Raw genomic sequence first — 13,375 nt, forward strand, 5'->3', positions numbered from 1 at the left:
GTGGGCCGAAATCAGCCCGCTTAAGGTCAATTCCACGCGCAAAACTTGGGGAATGGCAGCATGTTCGACGGCTTCAGCCGCTGGCAGGTTCAGCTCAACGACCTCAGTTTCAAGGTCATCAAGGGCGGCGAAGGCAGCCCCGTGGTGCTGCTGCACGGCTATCCGCAGACCCACATCATCTGGCGCCATCTTGCCCCGCAGCTGGCGCGCTCGATGTCAGTGATTTGCCTCGACCTCAAAGGCTATGGCGACAGCGCCGCCCCCGCCCCTTTGCCGGATTCCAGCAATTATTCGAAGCGGCAGATGGCGGCCGAAGTGGTCGAGATCATGAAGATGCTGGGCTTCGAGAAATTCTCGGTGATCGGCCATGACCGCGGCGCCCGCGTCGCCTATCGCCTGGCGCTGGACTACCCGGACCGCATCCACCGCCTGGTGCCACTCGATATCGTGCCGACCGCCACCTATTGGGAGCAGGCCGACAAGAATTTTTCGCTCGGCACCTTTCACTGGGGGTTCCTCGCCCAACCGAACGGGTTGCCCGAACGTTTGATCGGCGCGGATCCGGATTACTGGCTGGAATGGATCATCCGTCACTGGGCGGGCGACATGGCGGCCTTCCCCGATGACATCATGACCGAGTACAAGCGTTGCTTCCGCCGGCCGGAGGTCATTGCCGCGACCTGTGCCGATTACCGCGCCGGGGCCACGATCGACGACAACCATGACTTGGCAGACCTCAAGGCCGGTCGCATGATCGAATGCCCGACGCTTGCCTTCTATTCAGGCACGTTCATTGACGAAAAGCGGGATCCGCTGAAGCAGTGGCAGCGCTGGGCGAAGAAGGTGACGGCGGAACGGGTGCAATCGGGGCATTTCATCCCCGAGGAAATTCCCGATCAGATTGTCGCCAGGCTGCGCCAGTTCATGCTGACCTGAGGGAGGGGTCAGCAGCCCTTCATATCGGCCAATTCGACGAGGCGCTTGTTGCGCGCCACAACGGTGCTTCGTTCCTTGGCCGCCTGGTCGCGCAGATCCAATGTCAGCATGGCAGGTGGAAACATGACGCCGTCAACGACGGTGTAATGGATATTGCGCCGATGCACCTGGTCGTCCCGGTCCACAAGCCGCGCGATTTCAAGATTGTTTTGTTCGGTTTCCCGCAGCAGATCCATGCAGCTCATCTGGTTGTCGGTCGGCCGGACCACCTGGGTGAGCTTGGGCACCTCGCCGCCACAGGCGCCAAGCAGCGCCAGCGACAGCAGGGACGCCGTGAGAAGGAGGCGAGTCATGATGCGGGGCTCCAGACCTGCGGGTTGGGCCAGCAGCCCTTGTCCTTGGCCAGCGCGATGATGTGCCGATTGCGATCGCCCAAAGCGAGGCCGTCGATATCCTGCGGGGCGTTCGGGTAATCTTCCTCGACGGTCCGATCGACGGCGAACCAGCCCGGCGGGAAAGCCAGCGACAGGCCCATGATCATGTCGTTCTTTTCGTCGGCCCAGGCGTGTTCGCGCGCCAAGGCGGATTGCGCCTCGTAATTCTGTTCGACTTCGGCCTGGATCTGATCGCAGGTCAAGTAACGGTCGTAGATTGAGACTTCCGGCGTCGGATTGGCCATGCGCCCGCCACAACCGGTCAGCAGGCCGGCTCCCAGCAAGGCACCCAGTCCCATCACTCTTAAAGGCGAAATCCACGGCATGGTCTGTCCCCTTCCCCAGCCAAAGGCTCAAGGATTCCCGTAACTTCCCTATTTTACGCCAGAAATTAGTTAACACAACATTACGATCAGGGCCGGCGCGTTATTCCGGCCCTGCCGGTCATTCAGCCCTGCCGGTCATTCAGATTGGCCACGCAGGCGCCGGATCTGGCGGAGGGCCGCCTCGATCTTCAGGTCCAGCAGGCGCCGCCCCCATTCCGCCTTGGCATGATCGGGACGGCCGGCCATTTCGGGCCAGGTGGTTGCGGCCGTCAGAAGCTCCCGGCGCACGGCGCTGGGGTCGATTGCCAGCAGCTCGGACGTCTCCCGGATGCCGGCATGGACGCCGATATCGGCCTCGGTTTGGCCAGCAGCGCGGAGCCAATCGACCTGGCCGTTGGCCGCATAGTAATCCGTCACCGCAATGACATGGATGCCGGCTGTGGCGAATTCCGCCCCGAGCTTGGCCGCCACGGCTTCCTGCGGGGCCTGGTTGGGGCCGGAATCGCCGATCAGCAGCACCGTCTTGAAGCCGGTCGCGATGAATGACCGGGCGGCCGCTTCCACCACCGCGGCAAAGACCGGTTCCGGCAGGCTGATTGTGCCGGGTGACTGCATATGCCCTTCCGGCGGATCGATATTGCCTTCGGGCACATAGGCAAGGATCGGCGCCACCAGGGTATGGCCGAGGCGCTTGGCGATCTCACCTGCGGTGTAACGCATGATGATATTGTGCTTGCCGAGCGTCAGCTGCGGGCCATTCTGTTCCGTGCCGCCGGTCGGGATGATGATGGTGTCCCAGCCATGCTGTTGCAGGGCCGCCACCTCTGGGCTGGTCAATTGTTCAAGTTCGACCGGTGCCGCGGATTGGGCACTGGCCGGCAGGGCGGCCGAGAGCAGCAGCAGAAGCACCGCGTTGCGGGCAAAGGTCATGGCGATTTCGGCGATGAATCCGCCGCGTCCTCGTGACCGAGGCGGCTGATGATGTTTCGGAACGGCCGCCAATACATGGCGAGGACGGAATGGAATTTCGGGGCTTCGCCGCTGTCGAGACCTAGCGCAAACGTCTCGCCCCGCCTTGGCACGTAGAGCGTGCCGAAGGCCCAGTCCCAGATGGCGAAGATGAAGCCCATATTCTTGTCGATATGCCGCTTCTCGCAGGAATGGTGCACCTGGTGCATCCACGGGCTGACAAGGATGTGACTGAGGCTGCGCGGGTAGGCCATCGGAATATGCGAGTGGCGCAGATTGAATCCGAACAGCAGGAACAGGAAGGTGATGATGTCGACGCCGACCACGGTGTAGATGACGGCGGAATGCGACGTGAAGTACTGGAAGAGCGCGATCATGACGCCACTGACGATACCGGTGAGGTTGAGATTGAGGATGATCTCGACCGGATGCATGCGATAGGCGGTGAGCGGCGTCATCACCTCGGCGGAATGGTGCACCTTGTGGAACTCCCACAGGACCGGGATGCGATGATGCAGGTAATGAATCCACCACAAGGCGAAGTCGACCGCCAGCACGGATAGAAGCGTCACCAGCAGATTGGTCGCCATGCCGGGTGCGAGGAGCGGCTGGGCCGGTTCACCGAATAAGGCTACCAGCAGACGATAGACCGGGCCGCCGACCATCGGCACCAGGATGACGAAGAACGGAATGAAGAGGAAAGACAGAATCCGGTCGACGATGAAGAAGGCATAGTCGGCCTTCGCCGACGGGTGAAGGAAGACGCGACGCGGAAATAGATAGGCCAGAATCCGGTCGGGCGTGCGCGCCGGGTCGCGCCAGCGCGCCACCACGTAGACCACGATGGCACAGGCCAAGGCGGTGGCCAGATAGAGCACGAAGACGCGCTCGCCAGGGTCGGTGAAGTAACGCACCGGCTCAGCGAGCAACGCCTTGAGTTCAGGCCAGAAATTGCGCCAAATCTCCATCGCCGGAGATTATGGGCGAGTTGGTGAAGAAAGTGCAAACGCCGCATGATCGGCGCTGTGGGGCGAACGGCCGCACCCGACGGATCCTGGGCGACCGACCCTAGGTGACGATTTCGATATGGGTGTCCGTCGTCACCATCGCCTCAACCGACAATGAGATGGTGAGCGTCGAGCTGGAAATGGCCGTTGTCAGCTCGCCCAATGCGCCATCGCTCTGGGGATTGAGCAGCATATTGAGGGCTTCGCGTTGGCCGGCATCGATTTCCGCCAGAGCGTCATCCGCCACTTCCTGCAATTGACGGAAGTAGCGATCCTCATCCCCATCGGCGCTCTTGCGGCGAGAGCGGGCCATCTGCGCCGCCTGGGCAATGATCCCCTTCGCCTGGACCACGGCACTGCGCGCCTCGCTGGTGAGGGCGTGCAGCGCCTTGAAGGATTGCTCGCGGTCGCTCCCGTCCGCGACGGCGCCGGTAACCGACGATGCCGTGCCGGCAGCAGGCGGCGCACTTTCCGTATTCCCCTCGCTCGAAGCGGCTTGCACGGCGGCATTGGCGGCACTTGCCGTCGCCTGCGCAGGCGCCGCATCGCTCGAGGCACTCCCGGCGCCGACTCCCTGGGCCATGCTGCGGGCGGCTGCGCCGATCTCACGCGCCAGGCTCGCCGCTTCGGCGGCGATACGTCGCAACTGTTTCACGTCACCGGTTGCCGCCAGCATCTGCAATTGCCGGCGCAGGCCCTCCAGCTTGGATTTGGCCTGGCGCATCTTCTCTGCGGCGATGTCCTTGTTGTCGTCATCCGCCATTTTTTCGAGACGCTTGACGACATCCTGGCGCGGCGCGTTCCTGGCAGCCGAATCCGGCGCCAGCCGCCAATAGGCCGCAACGGCGCTTTCGTTCTTTTTGAGCGACCAGGTCAGCGGATTGGTGCTGCCCTCGGACGGTTGCTTGTTGCCCTGGGTGGCGGTGGCGCGCATCGCCTCCGTCGCGGTCAGACGGAGTTGCCCGCGCTGGATGATATTGAAGATGCCGCTACTGACGCCCATCGGCCACACCCGCACTGCGCGTACTTCTTAGGAGAAGTATCGCACAGGGGGTTGAGGCCCAAAATAGGCAGGATTTACCTAGAGGTGGGCAAAAATTGCCGGGCAGAAACTACCCAGCCAGCTTGGATTTCAGCCTTTCATTGAGCATCGCCGGGTTGGCCTTGCCGCCCATGGCACGCATGACCTGACCGACGAAGAAGCCGAACAGCTTGTCCTTGCCGCCGCGGTATTCGGCGACCTTGTCGGCATTGGCAGCCATGATCTTGTCGATCTCGGCGTCGATGGCGCCGGTATCGAGTACCTGGCGCAGGCCCTTTTCGTCGACGATGGCGGCAGCGGATTTGCCGGTTTCGAACATCTCGGTAAAGACGTCCTTGGCGATGCGGCCCGAGATCGTGTTGTCTTCGATGAGGCCGACGAGTTCACCCAGCGCCTTGGCGGAGACCGGGCTTTCCGTGATCGACTTGCCGACCGCGTTGAGGCGGCCGAACAATTCAGAGGTCAACCAGTTGGCAGTGAGCTTGGGGTCATGGCCCTTTGCCGCCAGTTCGTAGAAATCGGCGGATTCCTTTTCCGACACCAGCACGCCAGCATCGTAATCGGATAGGCCCAGATCCTTCACGAAGCGCGCACGCTTGGCGTCCGGCAGTTCCGGCAAGCCGGCCTTGAGGCTTTCCACCCAGGCGGCGTCCAGCTTCAACGGCAGCAAATCGGGGTCCGGGAAGTAACGGTAATCATGCGCCTGCTCCTTCGAGCGCATGGCACGTGTCATGCCTTTGCCCGGATCCCACAGGCGCGTTTCCTGGCGGATGCTGCCACCTTCCTCGATCACCTCGATCTGGCGGCGCGCTTCGTGTTCGATGGCGGCAGCGACATAGCGGATCGAGTTCACGTTCTTGATCTCGCAACGCGTGCCCAAGGGACCGCCGACCTTGCGCACCGAGACGTTGACGTCGCAGCGCATGGAGCCTTCGTCCATGTTGCCGTCGCAGGTGCCCAGATATCGCAGGATCGAGCGCAGCTTCTTCAAATAGGCTGCGGCTTCCTCCGATGAACGCATGTCGGGTTCCGAGACGATCTCCATCAACGCGACACCGGCGCGATTGAGATCGACATAGGTCTTCGAGGGATGCTGGTCATGGAGGCTCTTGCCCGCATCCTGCTCAAGATGCAGGCGCGTGATGCCGACTTCGCGATGCTCGCCTTCAGCCAGATCGAGCACGATGGTGCCCTTGCCGACGATCGGCTGCAGGAACTGGCTGATCTGATAGCCATTCGGCAGATCGGCATAGAAATAGTTCTTGCGGTCGAAAACCGAGGTCAGGTTGATCTGTGCCTTGAGGCCAAGGCCGGTCTTCACCGCCTGCTCGACGCAGATCTGGTTGATCACCGGCAGCATGCCGGGGAAGCCGGCATCGACCAGGCTGACCTGGGTGTTGGGCTCGGCACCGAAATCGGTGGCAGCCCCTGAGAACAGTTTCGAATGCGACGTCACCTGGGCATGGACTTCGAGGCCGAGTACCACCTCCCATTTGCCGGTGCGGCCTTCGATCAGGTTCTTCTCGTTGATCATCGTATCCGTCATCGTCTTACACTCCCGCCGGCAGAGCGGTGAAATGGGCGGCGCGTTCGAGGACCTGCGCCGAACGCAGCAGGGTCTCCTCGTCAAAGGCACGGCCGATCATCTGCAGGCCCAAGGGCAGGCCTTTGCTGTCGAGGCCGGCCGGCACCGAGATACCGGGCAACCCAGCGAGGTTCACGGTCACGGTGAAGACGTCCTGCAGATACATCTGCACCGGGTCGCCCTCATTCTCGTTGAAGCCAAAGGCCGCCGAGGGGGTCGACGGTGTCAGAATCACGTCGACATCCTTGAAGGCGTCGGTGAAGTCCTTGAGGATCAGCGCACGCACCTTCTGCGCCTGCAGATAATAGGCGTCGTAATAGCCGGCGGAGAGCACATAGGTGCCGATGAGGATGCGGCGCTTCACTTCCTTGCCGAAGCCGGCAGCGCGGGTCAGCTCGTACATCTCGTCAAGGCTGTTGCCCGGCACGCGCAGGCCGAAACGAACGCCGTCATAGCGGGCGAGGTTAGACGAGGCTTCTGCGGGGGCGATGATGTAATAGGTCGGCAACGCGTATTTGGTGTGCGGCAGCGAGATCTCCTTGATCTCGGCGCCCTGCTCCTTCAGCCATTCGGCACCCTTGGCCCAGAGATCGCTGATCTCCTGCGACATGCCGTCGACGCGATATTCCTTGGGGATGCCGACGCGCAGGCCCTTGATGTTGCCGGTGAGGCCCTTGCGAAAATCCGGTACGGCCATTTCGACCGAGGTTGAATCCTTCGGGTCATGCCCGGCCATGGCGCCCAGCATGATGGCGCAGTCTTCGACCGAACGCGCGATCGGCCCCGCCTGATCGAGCGAGGAGGCAAACGCGACGATGCCCCAGCGCGAGCAACGACCATAGGTCGGCTTGATGCCGACGGTGCCGGTGAGGGCTGCTGGCTGACGGATCGAGCCACCGGTATCGGTGCCGGTGGCGGCCATGGCGATGCGTGCCGCAACAGCGGCCGAGGACCCACCCGACGAGCCGCCAGGCACCAGATCCGTGCTGTCACCCTGGCGCTTCCACGGGTTGATGACATTGCCGTAATAGGAGGTCTTGTTGCTGGAGCCCATCGCGAATTCGTCGAGATTGAGCTTGCCCAGCATGACAGCGCCGGCATCGAAGAGGTTCTTCGTCACCGTCGATTCATAGGTCGGCTTGAAGCCTTCGAGAATGTGCGAGCCGGCCGTCGTCTGGACCCCTTCGGTGCAGAACAGATCCTTGATGCCGAGCGGAATGCCGTCGAGCGCGCCGATCTTGCCGCCGGCGGCACGACGCTTGTCGGAGGCATCGGCCTGCGCCAGTGCCTTGTCCGGCGTCTCGGTGATGTAGGCGTTGAGCTTCTTCAGCGCCGCCATCTTCTTGAGATGCGCGTCGGTAAGTTCGCGCGCCGAGAATTTCTTGGCGGCAAGACCATCAAGAGCGTCAGCGACGGTAAGATGCGTCAAATCGGTCATGGGCTTGCTCCTCACTCGACCACTTTGGGGACAGTGAAGAAGCCATGGGCCGGCTCCGGCGCGTTGGCCAGCACCTTGTTCGGGTCGCCGCCGTCATTGACCACGTCGGCCCGGCGCGGCAGGTCGCGCGCCGCCACACCCGACATGGGCTCGACGCCCTTGGTGTTCACTTCGTTCAATTGCTCGATCCAGGTCATGATGCCGGAAAGCTCGCTGGCGAGGCCGGGAAGATCGGCCTCGGGCACCCGGATGCGGGCCAGAGTGGCGATATGGGCGACGGTCTTGCTGTCCAATGACATGGCGTGGGATCAGTCCAATCTTTGCGGAAAAAACGGCTAAATCGGGCCGGAAACTAGCATCCGACCCCAGCCGGGGCAACCATCCCGGCACGGGCGTCCGGTAGCCTCATTGGCCGCCGGAAAAATAGCCGACGGCCAGGTGAATGAGGGTGACGAAGCCGAAGGCAACGAGCAGGCCGCCGGCGATGCGGTTGAGCCAGATGAAGACGGCTTCCGAAATCATATGCCGGATGAAACCGACACCGACGGCAAGGGTCAGCCACCAGCCGGCCGACCCGAGGAAGACCCCCAGGATCAGTTCCGGGACATCGGCGAGATTGAGCCGCGACAGGACCGAGGCGCCGGCGAAGATGCCGATGAAGGAGAGGATGGTCGACGGGTTGGCCAGCGTCAGCACGGTGGTGCGCAGGAAATCGGCGAGCAGGGTCTGCGGCACTTCTTCATCGCTGGCGGCGATGACCGGTCGCTTCAACCCCAGATGCACACCGAAGGCCACCAGGAACAGACCGCCGCCCAGTTCAAGCCAGCTGCGATAGGCCTCGATCGAACGGGCACCCGAGGTAAGCCCGAACGCGCCAATGAGCGCCAAGGCGCCGACGGCCGCGAAGATCGTATCCGCCACGGCAGCACCCAACCCGCCGCAAAAGCCCGCAGCGCGGTCCTTTTCGAGGGTGAGGCGAATGCACAGCATCCCGATCGGCCCGACGGGTGCCGCCACGGCAAAGCCGATGATGATGCCCTTCACGATGAGCGGGATATGCCAGGTCAGCAGTTCCATGAGGTCAGCCCATCTCGGCCGGCGCCTGGCTCGGCAAGACACGGCTGTCCTTGGCGCTGGATAGCGCAATGAGGCTCTGCGTGCGGCGGATGCCGGCCAGGGTCTTCAGATGCCGATCGAGAAAATGCTCATAGGCTGCGGTCGAGGCAACGCGAACCTTCAGGAGATAGGAGAACTCGCCGGCGACATGGTGGCATTCCATGACGGCTGGGACCGCCTGCATCGCGGTGATGAAGGCCAGTTCCTCGGCCCGCCCGGTCACCTCGACCAGGACGATGACCATGAGGTCCAGCCCCAGCGCATGCGGGTCGATTTCCGCACTGACGCGGCGGATGACCCCCTTGGCGCGCAGGCGCTTCAGGCGGTCGTTGATCGTAGAGGCCGACAGCCCCACGCGCTCGCCGAGATCGGCATAGGCGAGGGTCGCATCCACCTGCATCATCGCGACGATATTTCGGTCGATCTCGTCCAGCACAGCGATCATTCCGACGAAAGCTCATAATTTCCGCATAGTATTCGGAATAATAGCGATGTCAACGCATGCAATTCGACAGGATATGCACTCCTGCCCGATCTGTGCCAAAATCAGGTCGCCTTTGGGCCCCAGAGCCTAGACCTACGCCGCCCTTTACACCGCCGGGGAGAAACGACGTGACCATGCGCCTCGCACCTGCCTTGCGACAGTTGTCCTATATTGCCGCGCTGGCGCAGATGCTGGCGGCTGCCCTCTTACCCTTAGCCCCGGCTTTTGCGGAAACGCCGAATGATCTGGAGCAGCCGGCGCCTGAGGTGCCCGGTGACTTGGCGCCCGGTGACTTGGCGCCCGATGCCGTCGCCGTGACCGACGCCGCGGAGATCAAGAAGAAGCTCAGCGAACTCACCATCTATGGCCGCTATTACGATGGCGAGGATTGGATCGAGTATCATCTGGCGGACGGGCGGACGGCCTATTTCGAGAAGGGCTGCACCTATCCCGGCAAATGGTGGGTCGACCAGGGCGAGGTCTGCTACGCCTATCCCAACTATCGGGACGGGGCGCCCAATTGCTTCGTCATGTTCCTGCGGCCCAATGGCGGGATCCAGTTCGTGGCCTTCGGGGCCGACAAGGCTCCCTATCTCGCCTCCTCCTCGACCAAGACCGCGCCCGGCAATGATGCCCACCTGCAGCTGAACGGCGTCAGTCCCTGCCTCGGCGTCTAGACCGATAAGCTACTGATATACAATATATCTCGATAATCAGTCGGCGCCCCGCGGCGACCGATTCTTGAGCATTTGCGCGTCTTTGGGACGCGTGACAGCGCATGCAATTCCACAAAATCCACAAACTGTTCTCAAATAGTGTGCGGTTGCTGAATGTTTATGTTGGTTAACAGAAAGTTAAGATGATACTTTTCGTGTTAGGATTTAGGTAATGTGTCGGAGCGGGTATTACAGCCCGTGGATGAGTCACGGGCTATAAGGGGGGTGTGGACCGGGGGCTGCCGGGCCACGCCCCTCACTTAACCAGATCGATTGCAAGTTCTTGCAAGGGGGCGCGGCGTTGCCACGACAGAGCATTTGACGGAACCGGCGCTCGGGGGGGCGCAGGGGTCCGGACGCGCCGGGGCAGCTGGGTTGCTGCTGCTGGCCAGTACCACGCTGGCCGGCCTCGGCTGGCTGCAATGGCGGGGCGAATTGACCACGGCGAACCTGGTCAGTGTCGCCGCCGTGGCTGTGGCCGGGACGGTTGCAGCCTTCCTGCACCAGCGCCGTTCCCATGGGCTTGCCGCTGAAGTCGCACCCCAGATCCTTGCCGACGCGGTGATCGACCAGGCACCCGCGCTTCTGGTCATCACGGACCCGCGCGGCCGCCTCATCCGCTACAACAAGGCCTGCGCCGATCTTTCCGGCTATTCGATGACCGAGCTTGCCAATCCGCAGTTGTGGCGCCAATTCGTGCCGGCGGAAGAACGCGCCTCGGTCGCCCGCGCCATCGACGTGAACAGTGGCGAAGCGTTCCCGCGCAGCAATCAGAACCACTGGATCACGAAGGGCGGCGAGCGGCGCCTGCTGCGATGGACGTGTTCCGATATCCGCGACCGGGGCGGCCAGTTGAAGGCGATCGTCGCGGCTGGCCTCGACATCACCGACCTGCGCCATTCCGAATCCCGTTCGGAACGCGCGGCCAGTGCCCTGCAGCGCGCCCATCGCATCGCCCGGCTGGCCCACTGGACCTGGCTGCCCGAGCGCGACATCGGCCCCGGCATCGTGGACGATTCAGTCGGACGCTACATTTACAGCGCCGAGGCGGCCGACATTTTTGAAGTCACCCTCGAGACGCTCAATGACGGCGAAGATGCCGCCTACGCCGCCCTCATTCACCCCGAGGATCGCGATGCCGCGATGCAGGTCTATCACGATTTCCTGAAGGGCCCGGGCGATCAGCTGTCGCAGGATTACCGCATCCGCCGCGCCAATGGCGACTATCGCCATATTCGCGTGATCTCCGAGAAGCTGCGCGATGGCAATGGCGATATCACCGAGCTTACCGGCATCGTCCAGGATCTGACCGAGCTGCGCCGCGCCGAACTGGCGGCACTCCAGGTGCAAGCCATCCTGATTGCCGCCCATAGGCTCGCCGGGATCGGCTATTGGTTCTGGGACGAATCCGGCTTTCCGCTGCAATCGCCCAATCTTCCAGCCAGCCGCTATCGCTATTCGGCCGAAGCGCAGGCGGTGAGCGGCATCAGCGAAGCGGAAATGCGCGCCATCGACACCGAGCAATTCTGCCGCCGCTATGTGCACGAGAACGACCGCGCGCGGGTCGTCGCCACGATGCTGCGTTTCCGCAGCGGCAATGTCGACCAGTACACGCTGGAATACACCTATCTGCACCCCACCCGCGGCGAACGCATCCTGCGCTCGGTTGCCGTGCGTGAGCGCGATGCCGCAGGCAATGCGCTGCATGCGACCGGGCTTATACTTGATATCACCGACATGCGGCGCGGCGAGCTGGCCCTGCGCGACAAGGAATACCAGCTTGAAGCGGCGCACCATCTGGCGCGCCTTGGCTATTGGTCCTGGCTGATCGAGCCGCAGGACGACAGTGGCATCATCAAGAGCGCCATCTGGTCAAAGGAAGCAGCGACCATTAGCGGGATCGACAGCGCCAGCGCCGAAGCGGCAATGCTCGACGGCAGCTTTGAGCATCGCTTTCCGCATCCCGATGACCGGTTGCGCCTGATGCGGGCGCTTGCGGAACTGCGTGATGGCCGCCGCCAGAGCTATGATCTCGATTACCGCCTGCGGCGGCCGGATGGCAGCGAGATCTGGCTGCGTTCGCTGGCAGAGAACATCAAGGACGACCAAGGCCGCGTCGTCGGCGCCTTCGGCGTCATCCAGGACATCAGCGAACGCAAGAATGCCGAGGCCGGCCTGCGCCGCGCCCATCAAAGCCTCGCCAACGCCCAGCGCATCTCGCATGTCGGCAATTGGGCGCGCGTCATCGCCACCGGCGAGGTCACCTGTTCCGACGAAGTCTATCGTATCTTCGGCCTGGAGCCCGGCAGAACGCCCTTCTCCGTCGATCTCATGCTGAGCTACGTCCATCCGGAGGATCGCCAGCGCCTGATTGAGGACATGGAGCGAACCGTCGCCAATCCAGCACCTTTCCAGATCGAGCATCGTGTCGTGCTGGCCGATGGCAGCATCAAGGTGGTGCGGCAACAAGGCGAGGCCCAGTTGGACAGCGACGGCAAGCTCGTTCGCCTCGAAGGCATCATCCTCGACATCACCGATCTCAAGGCCCGCGAGCAGGCTCTCAACCAGGCGCGCATCCGCGCCGAGATGGCCGACCGGGCCAAGACCGAGTTCCTGGCCAATATGAGCCACGAGTTGCGCACACCGCTCAACGCCGTCATCGGCTTTTCCGACGTGCTGGCGCAGCAGATCATGGGGCCGATCCCGGCCGCCTATGCCGAAAGCATCGATGCCATCCGCAGCAGCGGCAGGCATCTGCTGGAAATCATCGGCGACCTTCTGGAAATGTCGCGCATCGAAAGCGGTGACCGCTATCTGCAGGAATTCCCGTTCGACGTCAAAGCGGCCATCCATGACACCGCGCGCCATTTCACGGCCCAGGCACAGCGCGACGGCATTGCCCTGTCGGTCGACGAGACCGGTCGCTTGCCGGACCTGGTCGGCGAGGAACGCGCCTTCAAACAGGTTCTCGGCAATCTGCTGTCGAATGCGTTGAAATTCACGCCGCGCCATGGCCGCGTTACGATCACGGCCACCAGCGATGCCGATGCCGGCCTCCTCGTCGCCGTCTCGGACACCGGCAAGGGCATCGACCCCAAGCTGCTGCCGCAGCTCGGCAAGCCATTTGCGCAAGGGGAATCGAGCCTGTCGCGCCGCTATGGCGGCGTGGGGCTGGGCCTCGCTATCAGCCGGCGCCTGATGCACATGCATGGCGGTCGGCTTGAAATCACCAGCGCGCCGGGTGCCGGTACGCGCGTCATCATGATCTTCCCGCCGGAGCGGGTGCTGTCCGAAAATACGCGCTGAGACCTAGCCAACCAAC

General features: G+C 62.8%; 13 protein-coding genes. 3 read left to right on the top strand and 10 right to left on the bottom strand.

Annotated features, from left to right (window positions below; genetic code table 11):
* Nucleotides 1-60: 60 nt before the first annotated feature.
* On the top strand, nucleotides 61-936 hold the full coding sequence (locus tag SMD31_RS16080) for an alpha/beta fold hydrolase (RefSeq protein WP_320501934.1): 876 nt from the start codon (nucleotides 61-63) through the stop codon (nucleotides 934-936).
* 8 nt (nucleotides 937-944) lie between these two features.
* Here the strand turns inward: SMD31_RS16080 and SMD31_RS16085 are convergent, their stop codons facing one another.
* The 10 genes from SMD31_RS16085 to SMD31_RS16130 form a co-directional block, all read right to left on the bottom strand.
* Nucleotides 945-1,289 carry a hypothetical protein gene (locus SMD31_RS16085; protein WP_320501935.1) on the bottom strand — a complete coding sequence of 115 codons (345 nt, stop codon included), beginning with the start codon at nucleotides 1,287-1,289 and terminating at the stop codon, nucleotides 945-947.
* Nucleotides 1,286-1,696 (bottom strand): hypothetical protein, encoded by a 411-nt coding sequence (locus SMD31_RS16090; protein WP_320501936.1) that lies wholly within the window; start codon nucleotides 1,694-1,696, stop codon nucleotides 1,286-1,288. The genes SMD31_RS16085 and SMD31_RS16090 overlap by 4 nt, the downstream gene beginning before the upstream one ends.
* 135 nt (nucleotides 1,697-1,831) lie before the next feature.
* A complete protein-coding gene (locus SMD31_RS16095; RefSeq protein ID WP_320501937.1) occupies nucleotides 1,832-2,626 on the bottom strand; it encodes a creatininase family protein in 795 nt (264 codons plus the stop codon).
* Nucleotides 2,623-3,633: a sterol desaturase family protein gene (locus tag SMD31_RS16100; protein WP_320501938.1), complete on the bottom strand. Its 1,011-nt coding sequence runs from the start codon at nucleotides 3,631-3,633 to the stop codon at nucleotides 2,623-2,625. The genes SMD31_RS16095 and SMD31_RS16100 overlap by 4 nt, the downstream gene beginning before the upstream one ends.
* Nucleotides 3,634-3,733: 100 nt before the next feature.
* The gene (locus tag SMD31_RS16105; RefSeq protein WP_320501939.1) at nucleotides 3,734-4,675 is read right to left on the bottom strand and encodes a hypothetical protein; all 942 of its coding nucleotides are present in this window, start codon (nucleotides 4,673-4,675) and stop codon (nucleotides 3,734-3,736) included.
* Between the two features lie 109 nt (nucleotides 4,676-4,784).
* Nucleotides 4,785-6,260: an Asp-tRNA(Asn)/Glu-tRNA(Gln) amidotransferase subunit GatB gene (gene gatB, locus SMD31_RS16110; RefSeq protein ID WP_320501940.1), complete on the bottom strand. Its 1,476-nt coding sequence runs from the start codon at nucleotides 6,258-6,260 to the stop codon at nucleotides 4,785-4,787.
* 4 nt (nucleotides 6,261-6,264) lie between these two features.
* On the bottom strand, nucleotides 6,265-7,737 hold the full coding sequence (gatA, locus tag SMD31_RS16115; RefSeq protein WP_320501941.1) for an Asp-tRNA(Asn)/Glu-tRNA(Gln) amidotransferase subunit GatA: 1,473 nt from the start codon (nucleotides 7,735-7,737) through the stop codon (nucleotides 6,265-6,267).
* Between the two features lie 11 nt (nucleotides 7,738-7,748).
* The gene (gene gatC / locus SMD31_RS16120) at nucleotides 7,749-8,036 is read right to left on the bottom strand and encodes an Asp-tRNA(Asn)/Glu-tRNA(Gln) amidotransferase subunit GatC (RefSeq protein ID WP_320501942.1); all 288 of its coding nucleotides are present in this window, start codon (nucleotides 8,034-8,036) and stop codon (nucleotides 7,749-7,751) included.
* 106 nt (nucleotides 8,037-8,142) lie between these two features.
* Nucleotides 8,143-8,814 carry a LysE family translocator gene (locus tag SMD31_RS16125; RefSeq protein WP_320501943.1) on the bottom strand — a complete coding sequence of 224 codons (672 nt, stop codon included), beginning with the start codon at nucleotides 8,812-8,814 and terminating at the stop codon, nucleotides 8,143-8,145.
* A 4-nt stretch (nucleotides 8,815-8,818) separates the two neighbouring features.
* Nucleotides 8,819-9,298 carry an Lrp/AsnC family transcriptional regulator gene (locus tag SMD31_RS16130; protein WP_320501944.1) on the bottom strand — a complete coding sequence of 160 codons (480 nt, stop codon included), beginning with the start codon at nucleotides 9,296-9,298 and terminating at the stop codon, nucleotides 8,819-8,821.
* Between the two features lie 167 nt (nucleotides 9,299-9,465).
* Here SMD31_RS16130 and SMD31_RS16135 point away from each other — a divergent pair, with 167 nt between their 5' ends.
* Together SMD31_RS16135 and SMD31_RS16140 are read left to right on the top strand one after the other, a co-directional pair.
* Nucleotides 9,466-10,014: a hypothetical protein gene (locus SMD31_RS16135; RefSeq protein ID WP_320501945.1), complete on the top strand. Its 549-nt coding sequence runs from the start codon at nucleotides 9,466-9,468 to the stop codon at nucleotides 10,012-10,014.
* A 414-nt stretch (nucleotides 10,015-10,428) separates the two neighbouring features.
* Nucleotides 10,429-13,359 (top strand): PAS domain-containing protein, encoded by a 2,931-nt coding sequence (locus tag SMD31_RS16140; RefSeq protein WP_320501946.1) that lies wholly within the window; start codon nucleotides 10,429-10,431, stop codon nucleotides 13,357-13,359.
* Nucleotides 13,360-13,375 lie beyond the last annotated feature (16 nt).

The sequence above is a fragment of the Dongia rigui genome, assembly GCF_034044635.1.
GTDB classification, from domain to species: Bacteria; Pseudomonadota; Alphaproteobacteria; order Dongiales; family Dongiaceae; genus Dongia; species Dongia rigui.

What these genes read in the sequence shown, in the direction of transcription:
- SMD31_RS16125 (WP_320501943.1), bottom strand. Translation starts at nt 8,814, where the DNA reads ATGGAACTGCTGACCTGGCATATCCCGCTCATCGTGAAGGGCATCATC.
- SMD31_RS16090 (WP_320501936.1), bottom strand. Translation starts at nt 1,696, where the DNA reads ATGCCGTGGATTTCGCCTTTAAGAGTGATGGGACTGGGTGCCTTGCTG.
- SMD31_RS16105 (WP_320501939.1), bottom strand. Translation starts at nt 4,675, where the DNA reads ATGGGCGTCAGTAGCGGCATCTTCAATATCATCCAGCGCGGGCAACTC.
- SMD31_RS16095 (WP_320501937.1), bottom strand. Translation starts at nt 2,626, where the DNA reads ATGACCTTTGCCCGCAACGCGGTGCTTCTGCTGCTGCTCTCGGCCGCC.
- SMD31_RS16085 (WP_320501935.1), bottom strand. Translation starts at nt 1,289, where the DNA reads ATGACTCGCCTCCTTCTCACGGCGTCCCTGCTGTCGCTGGCGCTGCTT.
- SMD31_RS16130 (WP_320501944.1), bottom strand. Translation starts at nt 9,298, where the DNA reads ATGATCGCTGTGCTGGACGAGATCGACCGAAATATCGTCGCGATGATG.
- SMD31_RS16100 (WP_320501938.1), bottom strand. Translation starts at nt 3,633, where the DNA reads ATGGAGATTTGGCGCAATTTCTGGCCTGAACTCAAGGCGTTGCTCGCT.
- SMD31_RS16080 (WP_320501934.1), top strand. Translation starts at nt 61, where the DNA reads ATGTTCGACGGCTTCAGCCGCTGGCAGGTTCAGCTCAACGACCTCAGT.
- gatC (WP_320501942.1), bottom strand. Translation starts at nt 8,036, where the DNA reads ATGTCATTGGACAGCAAGACCGTCGCCCATATCGCCACTCTGGCCCGC.
- gatB (WP_320501940.1), bottom strand. Translation starts at nt 6,260, where the DNA reads ATGACGGATACGATGATCAACGAGAAGAACCTGATCGAAGGCCGCACC.
- gatA (WP_320501941.1), bottom strand. Translation starts at nt 7,737, where the DNA reads ATGACCGATTTGACGCATCTTACCGTCGCTGACGCTCTTGATGGTCTT.